General features: G+C 35.6%; 13 protein-coding genes. 4 read left to right on the forward strand and 9 right to left on the reverse strand.

Annotated elements, in window-relative coordinates; genetic code table 11:
• Positions 1 to 9: 9 nt before the first annotated feature.
• The 7 genes from IR022_RS12870 to IR022_RS12900 all read right to left on the reverse strand — a co-directional run bounded on the left by IR022_RS12870 (position 10) and on the right by IR022_RS12900 (position 12,161).
• Complete coding sequence (locus IR022_RS12870) at positions 10 to 861, reverse strand: endonuclease/exonuclease/phosphatase family protein (protein ID WP_194204009.1); 852 nt, start codon at positions 859 to 861, stop codon at positions 10 to 12.
• 99 nt (positions 862 to 960) lie between these two features.
• Positions 961 to 3,894, reverse strand: coding sequence for a GH92 family glycosyl hydrolase (locus IR022_RS12875; protein WP_410492819.1), 2,934 nt, complete (start codon positions 3,892 to 3,894; stop codon positions 961 to 963).
• A gap of 180 nt (positions 3,895 to 4,074) precedes the next feature.
• On the reverse strand, positions 4,075 to 5,592 hold the full coding sequence (locus IR022_RS12880; RefSeq protein ID WP_194204011.1) for a RagB/SusD family nutrient uptake outer membrane protein: 1,518 nt from the start codon (positions 5,590 to 5,592) through the stop codon (positions 4,075 to 4,077).
• Between the two features lie 12 nt (positions 5,593 to 5,604).
• Positions 5,605 to 8,991: a TonB-dependent receptor gene (locus IR022_RS12885; protein ID WP_194204012.1), complete on the reverse strand. Its 3,387-nt coding sequence runs from the start codon at positions 8,989 to 8,991 to the stop codon at positions 5,605 to 5,607.
• A gap of 232 nt (positions 8,992 to 9,223) precedes the next feature.
• The gene (locus IR022_RS12890) at positions 9,224 to 10,222 is read right to left on the reverse strand and encodes a FecR family protein (protein WP_194204013.1); all 999 of its coding nucleotides are present in this window, start codon (positions 10,220 to 10,222) and stop codon (positions 9,224 to 9,226) included.
• Between the two features lie 53 nt (positions 10,223 to 10,275).
• Entirely contained in the window at positions 10,276 to 10,866 is a 591-nt protein-coding gene (locus IR022_RS12895; RefSeq protein ID WP_050708192.1) for an RNA polymerase sigma-70 factor, read from the reverse strand.
• A 293-nt stretch (positions 10,867 to 11,159) separates the two neighbouring features.
• Positions 11,160 to 12,161: a malate dehydrogenase gene (locus tag IR022_RS12900; protein WP_050708193.1), complete on the reverse strand. Its 1,002-nt coding sequence runs from the start codon at positions 12,159 to 12,161 to the stop codon at positions 11,160 to 11,162.
• Positions 12,162 to 13,009: 848 nt separating this feature from the next.
• On the opposite strand from IR022_RS12900, the gene IR022_RS12905 reads away from it, so the two are divergent.
• From IR022_RS12905 to IR022_RS12920, 4 genes are all read left to right on the forward strand, one after another.
• Positions 13,010 to 14,155: a toxin-antitoxin system YwqK family antitoxin gene (locus tag IR022_RS12905; RefSeq protein WP_194204014.1), complete on the forward strand. Its 1,146-nt coding sequence runs from the start codon at positions 13,010 to 13,012 to the stop codon at positions 14,153 to 14,155.
• A gap of 153 nt (positions 14,156 to 14,308) precedes the next feature.
• Positions 14,309 to 16,468, forward strand: a complete 2,160-nt coding sequence (locus tag IR022_RS12910) for a helix-turn-helix domain-containing protein (RefSeq protein ID WP_194204015.1) — start codon at positions 14,309 to 14,311, stop codon at positions 16,466 to 16,468.
• 589 nt (positions 16,469 to 17,057) lie between these two features.
• Positions 17,058 to 20,108: a SusC/RagA family TonB-linked outer membrane protein gene (locus IR022_RS12915; protein ID WP_194204016.1), complete on the forward strand. Its 3,051-nt coding sequence runs from the start codon at positions 17,058 to 17,060 to the stop codon at positions 20,106 to 20,108.
• A gap of 13 nt (positions 20,109 to 20,121) precedes the next feature.
• Positions 20,122 to 21,714: a RagB/SusD family nutrient uptake outer membrane protein gene (locus IR022_RS12920; protein ID WP_194204017.1), complete on the forward strand. Its 1,593-nt coding sequence runs from the start codon at positions 20,122 to 20,124 to the stop codon at positions 21,712 to 21,714.
• Between the two features lie 107 nt (positions 21,715 to 21,821).
• Here the strand turns inward: IR022_RS12920 and IR022_RS12925 are convergent, their stop codons facing one another.
• Together IR022_RS12925 and IR022_RS12930 are read right to left on the reverse strand one after the other, a co-directional pair.
• On the reverse strand, positions 21,822 to 22,571 hold the full coding sequence (locus IR022_RS12925; protein ID WP_194204018.1) for a potassium channel family protein: 750 nt from the start codon (positions 22,569 to 22,571) through the stop codon (positions 21,822 to 21,824).
• Between the two features lie 157 nt (positions 22,572 to 22,728).
• A complete protein-coding gene (locus IR022_RS12930; protein ID WP_194204019.1) occupies positions 22,729 to 23,436 on the reverse strand; it encodes a hypothetical protein in 708 nt (235 codons plus the stop codon).
• Between the last annotated feature and the right edge of the window lie 120 nt (positions 23,437 to 23,556).

A 23,556-nucleotide genomic window follows, 5' to 3' on the forward strand; every position in this document is an offset into this window, starting at 1 on the left:
AGAAGTTTTTTAATTCACTTTTATCTTAGCTACAACGGGAACATGATCTGATAGAAATACCCCATCCAGCTTTTCAGGAAGTACTTCAAATTTATCAGTTTCAATAGTGTTGCTTACAAATATATAATCTATGTAGTCTCTCTTTTCAACAGGAATTTTTCCAAAATCATGAAATGTCCATTCAGTACCCGAAAATTCTAGAGCTATATCTTTGGCATTTATCAGATGCTCTTTCAGTGATGTATTGGTTACATGTTTGATAACTTCCGAATCGGGGGTTGCATTAAAATCACCTGTCATTATAATAGGTAATCCCTTGCTCAACTCAGCAGCTTTGGTTAAGAGTAGAGTTACCCCTTCTTGACGTGCCATTTTACCTACGTGATCAAGATGAGTATTTATAGCAAACACCTCTTTTCCTGTCTTTTTATCCTTCAATATTACCCATGTTGCAATACGCTCACAGGCACCATCCCACCCTTTTGAGCCTGCTACTTCTGGGGTTTCGCTCAACCAAAAATAACCGGATAATACTTCCAAGAAGCGGTCTTTTTTGTAGAATAAGGCACTATACTCTCCTTTTTCTATTCCATCTTCACGTCCCACGCCTATTGCTGTGTATTCAGGAAGTCTTTCCTGCAAATCAACCAACTGATTGTGGAGTACTTCCTGAGTACCCAATATATCAATGTCTTTTGTCTTGATTATTTTTGCAGCCACATCTTTTCGATATTGCCAATTATTAAGACTGTCTTCGGGATTGTCATAGCGAATATTATAAGACATAATATTCAGATCGAGTGGTTTACTACCACATGACATTAGCAAACTTGCTAATAGTATATAAATTAAATTTTTCATAATTCTTATTTTTAAGGTCTGAGACCTATTTATAGTTTTTGAAGTTTATTCTTTTGCAGATACATGGCGGGAAATGATCCGCCTGTATCTACAGCAGTCTCAATTTGCAAACAAATTTAAGACGGGTATCGGAACAAATTTGTCCGATCCGGGCACTCTCCAACCCCAACTCAATTCTTCTCCTTCGTAATCTTCAAAATATAATAAGCGATAAGGATGGAAACCTTTCTTCAAGGCAACTCTTCCAGTTGCTACAATTGCGCCATGCGAGCCATCGTTATCCACCACTTTCAGATCATTAATATATAATACACTGCCATCATCCGATCGGGTCATGAATTCATAAACCCCATCTTCGGGAATAGAAATCAAGCCCGAGAATATATAAGCGAAATGATCGGCTTGTTTTGCTCCCTTGATTGATGGCTCAGGCATTATGCCCGATTCCTTTAAAGGAGATTTCTCTATATCACCCACAATCTTATACAACCCTTCGTAGTAGCGGAAGTTTGTACCATTTATTTTTGCTTCGCCTATTCTAGGATTAGCCAATACTGCCTTAGTAGCATTAATGGTAAAAGTTCTGCTTGGCGTATAATTCTCTTTAAAAGCTTTTGCTTTAATTAAAGTAGATGTAGTTAATTTAATAGGTGATTTATACAAAGCCGAAGCCTCGGTAGGTTCCGAACCATCAAGGGTATAATATATTTTGGCACCTTCGGTTGCAGAAGCTAAATCAACATCAATATCGTCTAAAAACAAATCCAAATCTTTGGTAGTAAACGGTATTGATACTACTAAACCTTTTGTTAACGAATAAGGATAAGCATCACCACCAATTCCACGCTCTTTGTTCGGAACATTAGTCAATATGAAGTCTAGTTCTCCACCTTCAAGCAATTGCTGATAAGTAACAAAGTTTTTATCAATTGCTTTTCCATTTAAAGCCACCTTATCTATATACACATTTTTTTGAGGGTTATTCGCTTTGATAACCAATGTTTTTCCATTGGCTAGTTTAATAGTTGCCTTTTCGAAAAGAGGAGTCGTAAGAACAAGCTCATTCGAACCGGGACATACAGCATATAGACCTAAACTACTCAATATATACCAAGCCGACATTTGTCCACAATCCTCGTTTCCGCTGATTCCCTCAGGTGTTGGCTGATACATTTCAGTAAGAATACGACGTGTCATCTCCTGTGTTTTCCAAGGTTGACCAACATAGTTATATAGGTATGCCATGTGATGGCTAGGTTCGTTGCCATGTGCATACTGACCTATCAGACCTGTAATATCTACCATGCTACCTTCGACTTTCGATTCTACCACAAACAGACTATCTAATTGTGCAGTGAAGGATTCTTCTCCACCAAATAACTGAATCAAACCATTCACATCGTGAGGTACAAAAAATCTATATTGCCAAGCTGTAGCCTCTGTATATGCACGGCCGGGTTCGAAAGGATTGAAAGGTGTATCCCAATTGCCATCCATACGCTTACCTCTGAAAAACTTGGTGTATCCATCAAAGACATTAATGTACGACAAAGCACGCTCTGCATATTCTTTATAATCGTCTTCACGTCCTAAGTCTTTAGCCATTTGCGAAATAGCCCAGTCATCGTAAGCATATTCTAATAAACACGATACTGATTCTTTCTTTATATTTGAAGGTATGAAACCATATTTTACATAATAGTCTGAACCTTTTTTATTTATGTTAGATGATACTTTCATCGCTTCGAAAGCTTTCTCTACATCAAAATCGCGAATACCTTTCATATAAGCATCTGCAATAACCGAAGCCGAATGATAACCAATCATAGTATGGGTTTCACCTGCCGAAAGCGGCCAAATAGGTAATTCGCCCGAAGCATCATACATATCCAGATAAGAAGTGATCATATCCGACACCAATCTGCTATCGGTAAATGTCACCAATGGATTCCATGCACGGAATGTATCCCAAATAGAGAAAGTAGAGTAATGTTTCTTCCCTTTCTCTAATTGACCGATACTCATATCATGTCTACGATACTGACCGTTTACATCACTTACAATATTAGGTACAACCTTTGCATGGTATTGAGCCGTATAAAAGTTCTTCAAGTCATGCTCAGAACCACCTTCTACAACTATATCCGAAAGAGCTTCCTCCCAAAGAGATCTGGCTTGTTGATGTACATTGTCAAAATCGAAATCTTTTACATCATTCATCAGATTTTCTCTTGCATTCTCTAGGCTTACAATAGATATACCCACCTTAGCAATAACAGGCTCGCCCGTAGATGTTCCAAACTTTAAAATAGCCTGTACATTGCTTGTTTTAGGATTGGAATCAGCAGCCAATATTACACCATCATTCACAATATCAACACTCTCAAAATCTTTAGAGAACTGAGCTACAAAAAATACGTACTGGTTGGTTACCCACCCTTGTGTTCTACGCATTCCCGATAATTCATTAGAGGCGGTTTTCTTTATCTGCAAAGAATCTATTACTTCCTCAGCAATAAGATGTGCCATATCAACAACTATCGACATGCTTTTATTTTTGGCAAAAGTGTATCGGTGAACACCCGTATATGTGGTAGCCGTTAGTTCGGCTTTAATACCTTCTGTTTTAAAATCAACGGAATAATATCCCGGTGAAGCTTTTTCATCTTTATGTGAAAACGGAAGGGGGTCGAAAATATACCCCTCAGGTTTTAATTTTACCTCTTGTGTAGTTGGATGAAACAGAATATCTGCCAAATCGGAGCATCCCGTTCCACTTAGATGTGTGTGCGAAAATCCAAAAATAGTACTGTCGCTATAATGATAACCAGATGCGGCATCCCAATTTCCAAAGCGGGTATCGGGACTCAGTTGTACAGCTCCATAAGGTACAGTCGCTCCAGGGTATGTATGCCCATGGAATCCTGTTCCGATAAAAGGGTCTACATATTCAATCGGACTTTTGGGCGACGATGAACATCCCACCAACAGTAACGTAGAGAATATGGAAATTATTAATTTTTTCATGGTCAATGTTGTATTATGCTTAGCAAGGCAATAAAAGCTTGGAGACCTTAATTAAAAGTTTCGGAGGAATTTCTTCCTCCGTAAACTTATAAGTAAATGAAAGTATCTAATGATATATTTTAGAACCTTAACAAACTATTACTGTTATGCTTAGCAAAGTAATAAAAAAGTCTGAGACTTTATTAATTATTCAAAAGTTGAATATCCTGGCTTTGGATTATTCACTAACAGATAATCTGTGTTTTCGATTTCCTTTTGTGGAATAGGAAAATGTGCATTCTTTACAGGGTCGAAGTTACGAGGTCCTCTTGGATCTGTAGCTGTAGTTTCTGCTGCATACACTTCTTTAGCGATTCCCCAACGAACCAAGTCGTAATGACGCTCATCTTCGTAGGCCAATTCGCAACGACGCTCTTTTACCAAATCGTCAAATGTTGGAGCAGCAATAGCTTTACTTAAGTTGCCTCCAAAAGCACGAACATGTACTTCGTTAAACGACGATGCAGCAGCGGCTACACCCTTAGTTCTGTTTGTTGGACCTCCACCTGCCAAGAATATCTCGGCTTCAGCATGAATCAACAATACATCAGAATAGCGTAACAATGGCACATCAGCACCGGTTTCCCAGTCCCATGCAGTAAGCTCATTATAAGCTGCACCATATTTTGTACACATATATCCGGTAGTCATATCATTTATCATTTCTGAGGTCAGAACAGTTTCTTTTCCTAGATAATGAATTGTATCACCGGCTCCCACCATAGTTACCTCACGGCGTAGGTCGCCTTCGGCAAAAGCATTATATAAGCTCTTTGTTGGTGCAAAATAATACCATCCTGTGCCACCCGATAAAGTTCCCGAAAGAAGAATAACAGAAGTTACCGTTCCTTGATTTCTTACACCTTTATTTACAAGATTGAAAAGAACCTCATCGTGTTTCTCTCCTGCAAGAGAAAACAAATTAGCATATCCATTATTATTAGCTTTATTCAATGAGTACTTACCCGAGTTGATTACTTTTTCGGCTGCTGCTTTAGCTTCTGCATATTTGCCCCAATGAGCATATACTTTAGCCAATAAACCATAAGCTGCACCTAGATTGGGTCGTCCAAGAGCATCTTTATCTCTAGTCCATGCACCCTGAGCTTCGAAACGAGCGATAGCTTCTTTCAAGTAAGCCTCTATACGAATATATGTTTCGGTCTTAGTTTCTCTTGGTTTATTTATTTCCAAAGGTTTTTGCCAATCGTAAAAAGGTAATCCTCCATATCTCTTAGCAAGATAGAAATAAGTATATGCACATAAGAAGTTAGCTTCTCCCATAATCAAATCTCTGCTTTTGTCAGACATTGTTACATTAGGAGTATTTGCCATCACATCATTAGCACGGCGAATAGTACGATACATGAGTTGCCAGTTACTGAATTGCCCACCTGAGGCATTAGAAGTAGCAATAAATTTAGTCAACTGATCATCGTCATTCTTATTTCGATTGATTACCATATCGTCACTGGCAGGACCTGTCCAAAAATGACCGCGTCCAAATCCTTCTTCATTATAAAATGGTTCGTATGCTGCATTCAATCCCAGCCATACATCTGCTTCGGAATTCCAAAAATTCGATACGCCGAAAGGTTCTCTATCCAGATCACAAGATGAGAGCACGAATAATGGAAGGAAAAATATTAATTTATATAGTTTCATGATATTCATTTGTTAGAAGTTAATATTAATACCCATGATGAATGTCTTAGGCTGAGGGAATTGTCCTCTGTCTACTCCCACTTCAGAAACTCCGCTAACATCCACATCATCCGCATATGCTTCTCCTAAATCGGGATCATATCCTTTATAACCTGTAATAGTGAACAGATTTTGCATAGTAACGTACAATCTTACGTTTTGCATTCCTATTTTTCTGGATACATTTTTATTCAAAGTATAACCGAATGTAAGCACTTTCAAGCGCAGATAATCACCTTTGTCTACATAGTAGTCTGAGAATCTTTGATTCGAGTTCTTATCTTCAATGGTTACACGTGGTAACGTTCCGTTCGGATTATTAACTGAATGATAGCGATTCATGATATCAGCATATTGGTTGTATCTAGGATCAACAAACATACCTTCGTATTTCAATGCATTGAAAATCTTATATCCTGCTACTCCTTGGAAGAAAAGACTTAAATCGAATCCTTTGTAATTAAAGTCAGTACCAAATCCGTATGAGAATTTAGGGAATCCACTACCAATATTGGTTCTGTCGCTTCCATCAATCTTACCATCTCCCGTTACATCCAAGAATTTAATATCACCCGGTTTTGCATTAGGTTGATACATTTCTCCTGCACTATTCTTATAGTTTTTGATTTCTTCTTCACTCTTGAATATTCCATCCGATTTATAACCATAGAAGTGAGCAATAGGCTCTCCAGCAACAGTTCTAGATATATTAGTACCTCTATATGAACTTGTAAAGAAAGAACTACTACCCGTTCCTAGTGAACGTACTTTATTCTTTACAGTACTAAAGTTACCATATGCATTTACCTGTAAATCGTTGATTTTGGTATTGTATGAAAGATTCATGTCAATACCTGTATTCTGAACCTCTGCTGCATTTTGCCAAGGATCTTGTGTTATTCCGGCAAGAGAAGGAGCAGGTACTTGAATCAATACATTAGTTGCATTTTTATTATAGTAATCGAATGTAAAATCGAAATTCTTAAGGAATGTTACATCTAAACCAACGTTGGTTTGTGTAGTAACCTCCCATTTTAGATTAGGATTTGCCAAAGAAGCTTCATACCGTCCGATTGTAGCAGTTTCATTTTGACCAAATACTACATTATAACCATCGTCATCTGTTGTATTTTGGATGATTACCTTAGTTGGATAATTACTGAATATATTTTGGTTACCTAATTTACCCCAACTTGCACGTACTTTAAGATTTTGAATTGCCGAAGCTCTCAATGGTTCGAAGAATTGCTCTTCCGAAATACGCCATCCTCCCGACACTGATGGGAAGTAACCCCAACGATTGGCTTTTGAGAATTTAGAAGAACCATCACCGCGGAAATTCACCGATAGTAAATATCTGTCAGCAAAAGAATAATCTAAACGAGCAAAATACGATTGAAGCGCCCATTGTTCGCGTCCACCTTGCATCCAAGCAATATTAGTTGCTGCACTTAAGTAACGTTGAGAAGGATCTTCCGAAATAAAATCAGTACCACGAGCATTGGTGTAATTCATATCGAATTCTTCATACGAATATCCACCTAAGATCATAAACTTATGTTTATCTATTACTTTGTCATATTTCAATGTGGTTGTATTGATCCACCTTGTACTTTGCCAATCTCTTTGAGTCAACTCATTATTATTGGAAGCACGGCCAGCCTCGGGTACACGTGCCGAGAACCATTTGTCCTGCCATTTAGACCAATCGTATCCAAAATCAGTTTTAAGAGTAAGATTTTCGAGTATACCGTATGATGCATACACGTTACCAAAAATACGATCTCTGGTTCTTGTACGGTCTGCTCTGTTTATTATACCTACGGGGTTTTGAATATCTGCTCCCAATTTACCGCTTCCGCTTAGGTTACCATCTTCATCATATACAGGTACAGAAGGATCTGCACGTAAAGCTGAAATAATAGCACCTGATGAAGCAGACATATCTGGAACAATCTTTTGTTTAGAGTGAGTAATCATCAGATTCTCTCCAAATTTCAGATTCTTGATTATTTCTGTCTCAGTATTTACACGGAAAGTTGTACGTTTAAAGTTAGTTCCTCTCAATATACCATCCTGAGTTAAGTGACCACCCATAATGTTATATTTCACTTTTTCAGTACCTCCGGCAACCGATAAATCATAATTACCTTGATAAGCCGAGTTAGAGAATACCTCATCTTGCCAATCTGTTCTTGTTTCCTGTGCAAAAGGACTCTTATAATAAGCCATTTTAGCAGCAGTTTCGGCACTTGGTGTAGCTCCATTCAAGTCATTTTCGTATGCTTCAAGGTGAATCATATTTCTTTGTTGAGCATTCAACAAGTCGATTTTTCGTTGAGGCTTAGAGAATCCTTGGAATGTATTGAAACTTACATTTACTCTATCCGATTTACTACCTTTTTTAGTTTGAATAATAACTACTCCATTAGCAGCACGCGAACCGTAAATAGCAGCCGAAGCAGCATCTTTAAGAACATCAATGCGTTCTATATCATTCGGATTCACATCATTCATATTATCGGCAGGCATACCATCGATAACATACAATGGATCGTTGTTTCCAAAAGTACCCATACCACGAATACGAATTGATGTACCTGCGCCCGGTGCACCACTACTTTGTAAGACTGTCACACCCGACATACGTCCTTGTAAGGCACTGTTGATATCCATATTTGCCATATCTGCCAGATTAGACATTTTTACAGATGATACTGCACCCGTCAAGTCGGCTTTCTTTTGAGTAGTATAACCTACAACAACAACCTCATCTAAAGCTTTGTTGTCTTCTCTTAGCACAACATTTATATCCGATTTACTTCCCACTTTGACTTCTTGTGGTAGATAACCGATATAACTAAATACAAGAATTCCATTTTCGGGCACTTCAATACTGAAATTTCCATCTAAATCAGATGCTGTTCCTGTACTTTTGCCTTTTACAATTATACTTACTCCGGGAAGCTCTATACCTTGAGCATCTTTTAGAGTACCTCTTACTGTTCTTTGTTGATCTTGTTGAACTTCTTTCGTTCCGGCAGACAATACAATCTGATTATCTACTATTGTATAAGAAATATTAGAGTTTTCAAATACTTCGTCTAGAATATCCGATACAGGTTTATCGGTTGCTTTTACAGATACAATCTTATTTGCATCTACTAGGCGATCATTATACACAAAACTGTAAGCAGTTTTTTTCTCTATCTCATTCAATACGTCTCTTACTGTTGCTTGAGGCTTATTCAATGAAATTGAAATATTCTGCTTTGCATAGGCTGTGAATGATGACAAACACAATCCAGCCAGCAAGAGATATCGATATCTCTTTCCTAAAAATTCTTTTTTCTTTTTCATGGCTCTAGGTTAATTATTTCAATAAAAAATAACGTTCGTTTTTTTGTTGGTTTAATAACTGATGTACACATACTTAGATAATTTGTTTAATATTATTTTATGCACGTCAAAGAAAACCAACTCATGTTACACTACTGTTAAGCACTGTTTAATGTTTATTCTCTTTTAATGTCAAAAATAACTAACTAAAAATCAACAACATGAGCTCACAAGACGAGCTAAACATCTGACTTTAAGGTTTTCTATATAATATTATTTTCTCTTTCTCTTTCTTCCATTTCAAATCGGGTGAACTCATTTCCAGAACATCCAATATCTGAGTAATCGATTTATTTTCGAATACACCAGTAATAGGATAATGACGCAATTGATTGTCTCTTATTTCTATATCGACGTCATATACTCTGGATAGCTTTTTAGTGATTCGTTCTAATGAAGTACTTCTGAATAATAAAATTCCTTTTTCATACGCTTCATATTCGAATGCATCGGAAGGTAAAACCTGAATACTTTTACTTTTACGATTAAATTCAAGTTTAGTTGAAGCTCTCATAGCAGTAGCTTCACTTAAGTAAGGTGAACTAAAATTTACTTTTCCTCTTTCAAGATATACCTGTACAATATCATCATCTTCATATCCATATACATTAAACTTTGTACCATAAGCTTTAACCTTCGCTCCATCTAGGGTTTCTACATAGAAAGGATTTTCAGGATCGGATACAACTTCGAAAGTAGCCTCACCCGTCAATTTTACGTGACGCTCGTTTTTGGTAAAGACACTTGGAAATTTGAGTGTTGATTTTGCATACAGATATACCCTTGAGCTATCGGGCAATGTGATAAGAATTGCTTTACTATTGGTATTGGTATAGCTCAATTCATGCGACATTTGCTCTAAAGAACTACTTTTCTCTAAAAACAAATACAGGAAACCTATTAATAATGGAATAGTAAGAACTGCCGCTATATTTATAATACGTTGCTTCCAAAGATTTACTCGATTTGATTTTTCTTTTTGGTCTCTAACGTTGATATCTAGTTCGGGTGGAGTACAAGTCTTATTGAATTGAATAGTTTCGACACCTCGCTGGATAAAACTCCATTGACGGAACAATTTACGAGCTTCATCCGAAGATTTTAGTATATCTTCAAATTCAACTTTTTCATCAAGCGTCAATTGTTTGAGGAAAAATTTATTGATTAAGTTTTCTAATTTCTCTTTGTCCATACTATCATTAAAAAAGGCTTTCTATATAATAGACAAAGAAGAGGGGCGATACCCTAGGGATTATTTGAAATCTTTTCGAGAAAATAAATAATTAACAATACAGGATAATACTTACCTAGCTCTACACTAATCATCATCAAAGACTTAGTCATATATGCTTCAACCGTTTTTACCGACACATTTAATTGTTCGGCAATCTCTTTATTCTTTAAATTTTCGAAACGGCTCATTCGAAACACTGTTTGGTATTTCTCAGGAAGTTTGTTTATTGCTTTTTCTATTAATTGGGTAAGTTCCTGAACCGAATATAAATCTTCGGCCTCGTATTCATCGTAATTGGTAAGAATATATTGTTCGTAAGTAAGTTCGAGCTTTTGTTTCTCAATCAGATTGAGACACATATTGCGGACAGATGTCAACAGATAGGAACGAACAGAAGTTGAAATTATAATTTTTTGGCGGTCTTTCCATATTTTCAAGAAAACATCCTGTACGCAATCTTCTGCAACTCTCGAATCCTGAATATAACGTAGGGCAAACATACATAAAGGTGCATAAAATTGGCTGTACAAATTGCGGTATGCCTCAGTATTGTCATTCCGAATTTCCTCAAATAATGCATTATATGTATCCTTGACTTCCATTAATATATTTTGTCTAAAAATAGGGTATCAAAAATCCTTAAACTCTTTTTGTCATATAGGTAAGGTGCTAAAGTAGAAAATTTGTTTCAGATAATCGTTTATTTTTGTTTAATAGTGTAGTCAAACTGCCTTTTTATCTAAAAAATACTTAATAAAACTAATATAACAAAAAGAACTAAAGTAATTCAGAATCAACCTTATTTCATAAAAAAAGATAGCTGTATTTTCACAACTATCTTTTTTCTATTCATGTATAGAACTTATCTATATATTATTGAGATAGAAAACTCTGGTTACTGTAAATTACTGTTTATAGATTTCCATTGACTAATCGGAGGTATCACATTTGAATTAATTAATTCGTCCCGTAAATCACAAAGATGTTTATAACTCTTGTCCAAATCGGCAAATTCAGCAGGAGTTCCTTCTACTTCTTTATACGAAATTCCATGCGTATCGATGGTAGTTTCCATAGCCATCATTATGTGATTGAATTTTTGATTGGAAACATATACACCCGCAGGCCATTTAAAAGGTTCGCCCCCCATAGCTGCACGAATCATTTCGACTGATAGATAAGCAGGGCTTTGGAATGACGATCTACCACGCAAATCTATAATATGTTTTCCACCTTGTATCACTTTTTGTTTTATATCCTCCCATTGTTGAGCACTTAAGTCGGAACTCCCAATCAAATCATTTAAAGGTTTGCCATTTACCGTAGTGGTTGATGCAAACACAGCCATTTCTTCTCCATGACCTCCATAGGTACGACTATTTTTGATTTTATCAGGACTAAGTTTAAAATGTTTAGCCAATTCGTTTCTCAATCGGGTACTATCTAATGCAGCAAGTGTGCTTACTTGACTAGGTTTCAATCCCGAGTACAATAATGTAAGCAACCCTGTAATATCAGCAGGATTAAATATTACAACCACATGTTTTACATTAGGGCAATACGTTTTGATGTCTTTACCAAAAGCAATCGCAATTTCTGCATTACCTTTCAATAAATCTTCACGTGTCATACCTTGTTTACGGGCAGCACCTCCCGAAGATATTATGTAGGAAGCATTGGTTAATGCCTCTTCCACATTGGAAGTATATGTTAGATTTACACCTTCGAAACCACATTGAAGCAATTCTTCGGCAACACCTTCGAGACCTGTTGGATATGGATCATATAGACAGATTTCGGATGATAGTCCCATCATTATGGCGGTTTGTGCCATATTAGAACCTATCATACCTGCAGCTCCAATAATTGTCAACTTTTCGTTTGTAAGAGTTTTCATAAGTTTTATTTTTATATAATTCATATTACGCAACCCTAAGCATCTTTGGTTATAATACTTTAGCCAAAGTAACAAGTAGGTCTGCATCCTCCATTTATATTTCAAAGCTATAAAATATTATCAAATAATCATACTCTAAAAATATTATACGCCATTACTTTTGGTTATACTTAAATACCGGTTTCGAAGAAGTGAAAACTCTCATTTCTCAATCACATAAAGGAGTGCAGAAATACAATTATATATTCCATATTTCAGCATCAATTCAAACGATATTAAACCTCTAAACATTTTTAACGAACAAGTCAGAACTTTTTCCTTTACAATACGTTATGATAATAAAGAGCAGAATTTATCGTATAAGATAAGTGCTCTAAATCCGAATAAGAGTATTAGGAAATAAACCAATATAAAAGATTTTTCTTTGAGGATTGAGTTATCAGAAACGTCTATTGAAATATAGAGATAATTCATAGAACTTTTTCCTAGAGTTAAATGTTTAAAGTATGTGTTTTTCATAGTATTAGATTTAAGGTTAATAATGAAGATTGGTTGTCGGGATGACAACCATTTCTTTTTTGTAGCAAACTGATTCTATAAATTCTCCTTTTTGAAACAAATTTTATATTTTATGACTTTCAATCTAACTATTTATATAACAAAAAGCAGACTACAGAAACATTAATAACACATTGTATATCAATCAACTACATTCAATCTAATTTAAACAAAGACATCCGATAAACTTCACACCATTCAGAGAAATTTAACCCTTACTTATTTTTTCTATCTTTGCAATTCGATTTACTTATGTATTTAACTAACAATAAACACACATCAAACTCACAATGAGACATCTTCTTACATTATTATTTATTTTTTCGTTAACCAGTACTTTTACTCCTTATGCACAAGAAAGATTAACCATCAACAACATTGAAATAATAAATCTAGGTGATGGTCGTCAATTTGCTCATAAACCAAATCAACAAGATTCCGTAATAAATGGTAAAGTACGAATTATCACAGGTTACTCTACCGAATACATTGACTCCGAATTTAAAGAGGGTATTTCCACTGGAAAGTGGGAGTATTTTCAGGATAATAAATTAGTCAAAGTTCTCAACTATATTGATGGTTATAAAGACGGGGAAAATATACACTATTATCCTAATGGAGAGATACAAAGTAAAGCATACTTTGTAAAAGGCGTAATAGACGGCACTGTATTTAACTATTATCCAAATGGAAGTATAAAGTCTGAAAAAAAATGGAAAAATGGAATTGAAGACGGTATAGATCGCAGTTACAATGAAAATGGCAAACTATGGTCCGAAATCAACTACCAAAATGGCAAGGCAGAAGGTAAATCCATCATGAATATTACAGGAAATAATATTAATTATTTGCAAACTGCTTTCTATAAAAATGGGTTACGCGAAGGTGAATTTTCAGAGGTATATGACAATGGTACTATTAAAGAAAAAGGTAGCTACCTGAATGGTCAAAAAAACGGTTTATGGGAATACAACAAAACAGATGGGACCAAAAAGCTCACAGAAGGTTATAAAGATGGTGAATTAATAAAGAAGATAACATATTATCCTAGTGGTAATATTGAGACTGAACGCAATTATCTAAAAGGCAAAGAAAACGGTGTAATAAAAAAATATACAGCGGAGGGCGCCATAAAATCGGAACATAACTATGTAAATGGTAAACAAATAGGTAAGCAAATTACATATTTCACAAGTAGTAATGGTGGTAATTATATTGAAACCTACAATAATAATGATAAAGGGCAAAAAGATGGTGAATATGCCGAAATTTTCAGAGATAATAAAAATGTGAAGTCAAGGGGTAAATATATAAACGGGCAGAAAGATGGTAAATGGACATATGGGTATATAAATGGAACCATATACAAAGAAGAAACGTATAGTAGTGGTAAATTAATTGACTCTAAGAAGCCTAATTCAAATACAGAATATTAAAAAAAGAAAGTGCCTTGGAATATCTATTCAAGGCACTTTCTTTTTTTAATATGAGCTATAGACTATTCTCTCACAAGAAATAGATTTACCTTCCTGTCTAAGCTAGGTATCCAACCTTAATATAATTATCTTTGTAATAATAATCAGAAAAGAATGGAAACCACATCACCAAACGAAATATTTAAACTTGCCGCCGATATTGTTCGTAACACTTCTCAATCTGTTTTTCTTACAGGTAAAGCAGGAACAGGTAAAACTACATTTCTACACTATATCCGCAAGAATGTGGATAAAAACGTAATAGTAGCAGCACCAACAGGAGTGGCTTCAATAAATGCAGGAGGTGTAACATTACATTCGTTGTTGCAGTTACCATTCGAACCATTTATTCCAAATCTGGAAGGAAAAAAGAAACTCGACTTTCACTTCAAATTGCGTAAGTCGAAAATTGAGATGTTACGCGAACTCGAACTACTTATTATAGATGAGGTAAGTATGCTTAGAGCTGATATGTTGGATGCAATAGATTATATGCTAAAACGCTATCGCAACAATCAGCAATTGTTTGGAGGAGTTCAGATACTTTTTATTGGCGATATGTATCAGTTACCCCCCGTAGCACAACAGCACGAATGGGATCAGTTGAAACAATACTACCCTTCCCCATTCTTTTTTCACGCTCAGGCATTACAAAATAATATGCCACTTTATGTAGAACTAAAAACAATTTACAGACAAAGCGATCAGGTTTTTATTGATATCTTGAATCGAATTCGTAATAACTGTACCACAAGTGGTGATTTACAAATACTCAATCAACGCTACAACCCATCTTTTAAATTAACAGCCGAAAACAGATACATTGTTTTATGTACTCACAATTATAAAGCTGACAAAATAAATAGTGAACAACTTGATAATCTGCAAACAAAGGGAGTTTCTTTTTCGGGGAAAATAACCGGTGATTTTGCAGACAACTCACTACCAACCGATTTTAATCTGGTATTGAAAATTGGTGCACAGGTAATGTTCGTAAAAAATGACGTGGGAGAAAAACGACGCTATTATAACGGTAAACTAGCCGTTATTAGTCATCTATCAAAAGATAAAATAATTGTACGATTTGAAGATGGCAACGAAATGGAACTCGAAGAGGAAACTTGGAGAAATGTTCGCTATTCATTAAATGAGGATTCGGGTAATATTCAGGAAGAAGAATTGGGAGCATTTACACAATACCCTATTCGTTTAGCATGGGCTATTACTATTCATAAAAGTCAGGGATTAACTTTCGACCGAGTAGTGATAGATGCAGGACAAGCTTTTGCCGCAGGACAAGTATATGTGGCACTCAGCCGTTGTACATCTCTCGATGGGATAGTATTATTCTCTCGTATAACAGCCGATAGCATACATACCGACCAGAATGCCATAGCATTTAGCAAAGAAGAGTTAAAACAAGATTACCTTCAACAAATATTAGAAGAAGAAAAACCTCGCTATTGTGCTGATCGATTAAAAAAAGCATTCGATTGGTCACCCATAGTTCGCAGTGTTCATTCTCTAAATCAATTGGCTGCCGAAAAGAACATTCCTGAAAAGGAAAAAATGCAAGCTTTGTTCTCACAACTATATGACAAAGCCATAGAAGAACAGAAAATTGCCGAGAATTTCAGAAGAGAATTAAGCTCAATACTATCAGTAACCGATCCGGATATCAACTTATTAAAAGATCGTGTAAAAAAGGCAGTGCAATACTTCCATAAAGACCTACAACAAAATATCATCTTACCAATTGAAAGCCATATAAATAGTCTAAAGAAAGCATCCAAAGTCAAGCTATATTTGAAGGGTGTACGCGAAATTCATGCGACATTATTATCACTTTTGGAAAAGCTAGAGCATATCCACTATGGGAATATAAAACTCACTTCCGATCTTGCTTTTAAACAGTTAACTGCTCCCAAAATAGAAGAATCTATCGAAAGCGAGAAGAAATCAAAACCACAAAAGGGAGATAGCCAACGTACTACTTTATCATTATTTAATGAAGGAAAAACGTTAAAAGAAATTGCTACTGAACGCAATTTATCTACAACAACTATCGAAAGTCATTTATCGGGATTTATCCTTACGGGCGAATTATCCATAGATCAATTAATCTCCGAAGAAAAGCAAAACTATCTTCTTCCCCGATTAAAAGACATTCAGCCTAGTACTCCCCTATCCAGCATCAAAGAAGAGTTACCCAAGGAATATACTTATCTGGATATTAAAGCTATGATGAATCATATCAGATGGTCTAAGAAATAATCAGAAATATAAATATCTAAGAAAACCTGATAGATTTCTTTAAAGAAAATAACAATATTTCAGTTTAATTATTACATTTGTTCACAGAGTGAGTTTACGATTTCATCTAAAAAAATTTGATCGAAAAGTAAACAAGCTTTATTATATTAACCCATAAATTTATTACTAGCAAACTACTCACTCTTCTACTACGAATTTCAGTTTATATTTTCAAAGACCTTAATTAGCAACAAAAGAAAAATGACAGCATCTCTAGAATACAAAAAAGCAGACTCAAATCTAAATTTTAACTATTTAGATTTGGTCAATTGTGCTGAAATATTAGAGAGAGAGAGAGAGAGAGAGAGAGAGAGAGAGAGAGAGAGAGAGAGAGAGAGAGAGAGAGAGAGCTATAAAATAAACTATTCTTTTCTTAGCAACAAATTTTCCCGAAATCTTATTTTCGGGCAGAGCCTTATATTACCTATTTATTTAAATCCATATTCTACCATACCGATATAATCGGCTTGGTCTTCTTCGCATGTAACTACTTCATTATTCAGAACCAAACTTTTTTATACAATAATGTTTAACCTAAATCAATTAAAGCATGAACAACAAATTAAGAAAAAGGAAACAACGAGAATGTGGTTTCTTTAAAGTGCTAATTCTAATGATGGCAATGCTCGGCTACGGGATGTCGTCCAATGCACAAATAAACATTACAGGTACCGTCACAGACGAAAATAATGAGCCCATGATTGGGATTACAATCGCTGTGAAAAATTCAACAATTGGAACAGCTACCGATATTGATGGAAAGTACTCTTTAACCGTACCTAATAGTAATGCGGTAATAGTTTATTCCTATATCGGCTACGAAAGACAAGAAATACCCGTAGGATCGCGCAAAGTAATAGATGTTAAACTAAAAGAAAACACCAAATTACTAGATGAAGTTGTAGTAGTTGGTTTTGGTACACAGAAAAAAGTAAACCTCACAGGATCAGTTGCCACTGTAGACAGCAAAATGCTCGAAAACAGACCTATTACCAATGTATCAGCAGGTTTAGCAGGTTTATTACCAGGTGTCACCATTACTCAGAAAAGTGGATTACCGGGTGGTGATGGAGGTACTATCAGAGTACGTGGAGTAGGAACTCTAAACAATGCCAACCCGATGGTACTTGTAGATGGAGTAGAAGCTACAATGGATAATATAGATCCTAATGATATCGAAACATTAACTGTTTTAAAAGATGCAGCAAGCTCGGCTATATTTGGAGCAAAAGCTGCTAATGGAGTTATTTTAATCACTACAAAAAAAGGTAAAGCTGGTAAATCGCAAGTAAATTATTCAGGAAATTTTGGTTGGCAAACACCTACCGCATTGCCCAAGTATATACGATCGGCTGAGTATGCTGAGATGTATAACGAAGCTCTAAAGAATGACGGCAAAAGTTTGAAATTTACAGAAGCCGAAATTCAAAAATTCAGAGACGGCTCCGATCCTGATAATTTTGCAGATACCGATTGGCAAGACTTACTTTATCAAGGTTCAGGATTTCAAACCAATCATAGTGTAAATGTTAGCGGAGGTACAGACAAAGCCCGTTATATGACATCGGTAGGCTATCTTCAACAAGATGGTGTAATCAAATTGACAGGTAAGAAACAATACAATATAAGGACCAACCTAGACATCAATCCAATATCGAAACTTGATGTTGGCGTCAATCTATCTTATACACGTATGGATCTAGAAGAAGCAACAAACTCATATGTGGGAGGAGGAGCAGACCAGATTTTCAGACAAGTAAACTTAATTTCACCATGGATTCCCTATCGTAAATCGAATGGTGATTATGGAACTATAAGTGATGGTAACCCGATTGCATGGATAGATTTGGGACAACAGATTTTGAAAAAGAGAGCATACTTTTTAGGAATAGGAACAATTAAGTATGAATTTATAAAAGACCTATCGCTCAAAGGTGTATTCTCTTATAAAACATTCACTGAAGACCAAAACGAATTTATAAAAGACATTCAATACAATCCCTATAAATACCAAGGTCCAAACAAAATGCACCAAAGAGACTATTCGAACGAAACAGTCGCAAGTGATATCTTCTTAAATTATAGCAAGAGCTTTAACCGTAATCACAACTTCATATTCTTAGGAGGGTTTCACTCCGAATATTACCACTACAAATATACATATGCCTATCGCGAAAATTTCCCGAGTAACAACTTGAGCGATTTAAACGGTGGCAGTACCGCAGGTATGAAAAATGAAGGATATACCAGAGAGTTAGCCATGCTATCATGGTTTGGTCGTCTAAATTATGATTATGCAGGTAAATACTTATTCGAAGCCAACTTCCGTTACGATGGATCATCTCGTTTTGCAGAAGCCAATCGTTGGGGATTTTTTCCTTCATTCTCGGGAGCATGGCGTATTTCAGAGGAAAACTTCATGGAACCTCTCAGAAACTCCATTACGAATTTAAAGGTGAGAGCATCATGGGGTAAATTGGGTAATCAAGCAGCTTTAGACGATTATTACCCTACCATTCCTACCCTATCTCTAAAAGACCAAGATTATGCTTTTGGTGGTAAAATAGTACCCGGTGGAGCAACCATTTATGCCAAGAATCCAAATCTAAAATGGGAAGAAACACGTACATGGAACATTGGTCTTGATGTTGGTATCACTAGCGATCTTAATATAACTGTTGACTATTATGACAAACTAACATCGGATATTCTAATGAAAGTACCTACACCAGATACATACGCTTTAGAAGATTTCTGGGACAATGTAGGTGAAGTATCCAATAAAGGTATAGAGTTTTCAGCACAATATAATAAGCAGTTTAAGAATGTAATGTTTTCTTTCGGAGGTAATATAGCATACAATAAAAACAAGATATTGAAACTTGCCGGACAAAACGAAATTATTGATGGAAAAGACATTAAACGAGTAGGAAACTCTTTAAACAGCATCTACGGATATAAAACTGACGGTTTATACCAATCAAAAGAAGATATAAACAATTGGCCAACCAATAACATACAAGGAACTGTCGTACCGGGTGACTTGCGTTACGTAGATGTATCGGGCGATGGTGTACTAAGTGCTGCCGACCGTGTGATAATTGGTTGTACGGATCCTAAATTTGTATTCGGTTTTAATGTAGGAGCAACTTATAGAGGATTCGATATGCTGCTATTCTTTCAAGGAACAGCAGGAGGTAAAGGATACATGGAATCAGAAGCTATTGGAGAGTTGAACGGAGATAATGGTAAGCCCACAACCTTTTGGCGTAACCGATGGACTCCCGAAAATACAAATACCGATATCCCCCGTTTGAGTAGCCAAGGTAAAAGCGGACCTAGTATGCCTAGTGTAATATCTTCTTATTGGTTACAAGATGGTACTTATTTACGTCTAAAGAATCTACAAGTAGGATATACACTTCCCGCAAAACTAACTCACAATATGCAAATATCTAAAGTCAGAGTATTTTACAGTGCTCAAAACCTGTTGACATTTACAAGCTTTGTAAAAGGCTGGGATCCTGAATCTCCAGTTGGAAGAGGTAGTCACTATCCTCAGGTGATGGTGAATTCATTTGGTATTAACGTTACATTTTAAGGAGGATTAAATCATGAAAAAATATATATTATTTCTAGTTTCGGTATTTGCTCTTACCTCTTGTTCGGATTTTCTTGACCGAGCACCGGGTGATGCCCTTTCTCCCGGTACATTCTGGGAAACAGAAAACGATGCAAAACTGGCTTTGACAGGTTGTTACAGAGGATTTGAAGATAGTTACGGTATTATGTACCGCGATTGTGGCTCCGATAATGCTTATAATTTTCACCGCCACGAAGGGTATCAAGCCATTGGCGATGGAACGATGTCTCCCGGTGATCCCGGTACTACCGCCATATTCTCTTTTGTTACTATTCGCAAGTGTAATGAGTTTCTTGAGAATATCGATCGTGTTAACTTCAGAACCGAAGGTTTAAAAACAAAATACGTAGCCGAAGTTCGTTTCATCAGAGCATATCGTCATTTCTTACTAACACAGTGGTATGGCGATTCACCACTGGTTACCAAAACTTTTGCTACTCCCGAAGAAGCCAGAGTTGGTAGAGATCCCAAGGCAACAGTAGAAGATTTTGTAATATCTGAGCTAAAAGAAATTATTCCCAGCCTTGCAGAAAAACATTCATCTAGCGAAACTGGACGTATTCCCCAAGGTGCGGCACAAGCTTTGCTAATGCGAATATATTTATTTAAAGGAATGTACAAGGAAGCGATTGAGGTAGCAAAAGCAATTCAAGGGTATAGCTTATTTCCATCGTTCGAAGGTTTATTTTTGATGGCAAACAGAGATACTAACGGAGAAGCCATACTTCAATACGAACATATCGAAAATAATCTTTCTATGGATTTAACACCATTCCTTCCCAATAGCCAGGGAGGATGGTCGTCAGTAGTTCCTTTGCAATCATTGGTTGATAATTACGAAATGGCTGATGGTTCAACTATAGCCGAAGCTAAAGCTGCTGGCAAATATGACGATACAAACCCTTATGTAAACAGAGACCCTCGCTTAAGACAAACTCTTATTTACCCCGGACAACTTTGGGAAGGTGAGATATTCAGTTCTGTTGTTTCAGGAAATGCAGACCATCCGACTAAAGAAAATAATTCAACAAAATCGGGCTACAACTTCAAGAAGTATTTCAATAACTTAGATCAATTCCCTTCCGGATTTTGGAATACAGGTCGAAGCATTATGATTTTCAGATATGCCGAAGTTCTTCTGACATTAGCCGAAGCGAAAATTGAATTGAACCAATTAGATACCGAAATGTATGATGCATTGGATAAAGTGAGAACAAGAGCCGGAATGCCAGCCGTAGACAGAACTAAATACAATACTCAAGCTAAATTACGAGAATTGGTTCGACGCGAACGTCGTTCCGAATTTGCTTTCGAAGGTCTAAGACGTTATGACATTATCCGTTGGGGGCTTGCTCACGAAGTAATGAATGGAGACGCACTTGGCTGCCGTCAAGGTACTATTTTAGATGAGGTTTTACCCAATGGAGACCGAAAAGTGAATTTGAATGGTGCTAACTTCTTTGTAGAAAAGAGAAAATTTGCCGACAAAAATATCTTTCTGCCTATTCCTCAATCTTCAATTGATAAGAACAATAACCTATTGCCCAACAATCCGGGATACTAATTTCGATCAGATAATCTAAAGAAAAGCCTGCCTTAATAAATAAGGTAGGCTTTTTATTTTCAAGAGCTATAGCTAGTCTTTTGAGTTTATCAACTCATTAGAACGACTTAAGACTTAACAGTATCATTTGTATCAATTTCTTTTGCATCTTTCGAATGAGAAATTCCCTTTTTTTTCCTATTTACCCTTTGCATCACACTAGTTATATAAACCGTAAAGACAGGAAACATCATCATGCCCAATGCCGCTAAAACCACAGATAATATACGACCTCCGGTAGTCACCGCATAAATATTCGAACCTACAGTTGTAACATTCATAAATGCCCACCATAACGAATCGGGATAGTTTGTCACCAAAGGATTTACCTTATGTTCGATAACTAAAAATATTAGGCTCGAAAAATAAACCGTTGCCAACAACATAGTCAAATAAGAAACAAATAGTCCCGAAATCTTATTCTTTGTCAACCAACTAACCACAATAGCCAAAGCATATCCTCCTCTAATCAGAGGAATAAAACGAATAAAATAACTAACCTCTGGAGAGAATGAGAGATTATAATAATCTATTATATTGAGATAGGGAATCGATATTATAAGAAAAACAAAATGAGAACGAAAAAAATTCCACTTACTATCCGACAACATAAACTCTAATAGAAAATCGAATAAGAAGAATATACATATCCACAACTGTATCTTCAAATAAGAGCCTTGCGTCTGAAACGGAATATTCTTGAAAGTATCAATAGAAATACTTATTACAAGAAAGATAGAAAGTAAAATTATTATAATATGCAGAATATCACAAATATTTGTTTTCTGATAAAAGAAATTTCTAAACGTATTCTTCATTAATTTTAAAGGTATGAATTGTTCTTCTTTAATAAACACCGTTAGAAATGTTTTGTTTCCAAAAGATATTTATACTGGATCAAATACCTATTATAAAAAGAAAAAGTCACTTAAGAAAACTCCTCAAATGACTTTTATCTTTTATATAAATTCAGTTTTATTTTTTTATCAAGCTTGTCAATACAGTATAATTTTGTAACTGTTTATTACTATACGTTTCAGAACGTACAATACCAGCCTCTGCAGCATACCACTCTACTCCACTAAAGGTTACTATTTTTTTATCTTTATACACATCAAAATCAAATGTAATTTTCGATGCATCAAAAGTTCCGGCAGGTGTTGTAACTTTTTCATTTTTCTCATACTCACGGTTGTAAACACGAACTCTTATCAACTCCTTTTTATCACTTTTTGATTGAATCGTAAATTCTCCTGCGTCCATTTTGAAATTTCCTTCAAAGGGAAAATCTGAAAATGTATCAGGATAATCCAAAAAGTCGCCAACAAGCTCAGTATCTTCTCCCAAGATTCCCATTATTTGAGGTGAAATGGTTCTGTTTACCATCTTCAAATAGAAAACGCCATCATTATATTCCGCATCAAGGTTACCTTCGTCAATAACATTGTTACTAGCATCTGTCATAACAAAGCCTACTTCCAAATCTTTTCCTGTAATAAAATCATCATAAGCTGTATTAACTCTATAAGTCATGGTATTCAATAAATTATTATTTGCATCATAACTCTTATTAATTAATGCATCTCCTACATTTTTTGGAAAAAATGCCATACAATCATCCTGTGCTTTAATCAAGCCAGTAAAAGCAAAAACAGAAATTAAAAACAATAAAACTCTTCTCATAATGTAAAATGTTTATGTAACGTAAAATTTGTTTAAACAATTGATCTATAGAAAAGTTTAAACAACTAATACACAACAATATAAATAAATAGTCATTTTTTTCTCCTGCTGAATTAAAAG

The organism is Dysgonomonas sp. GY617 (assembly GCF_015233815.1).
Classification (GTDB): Bacteria; Bacteroidota; Bacteroidia; order Bacteroidales; family Dysgonomonadaceae; genus Dysgonomonas_A.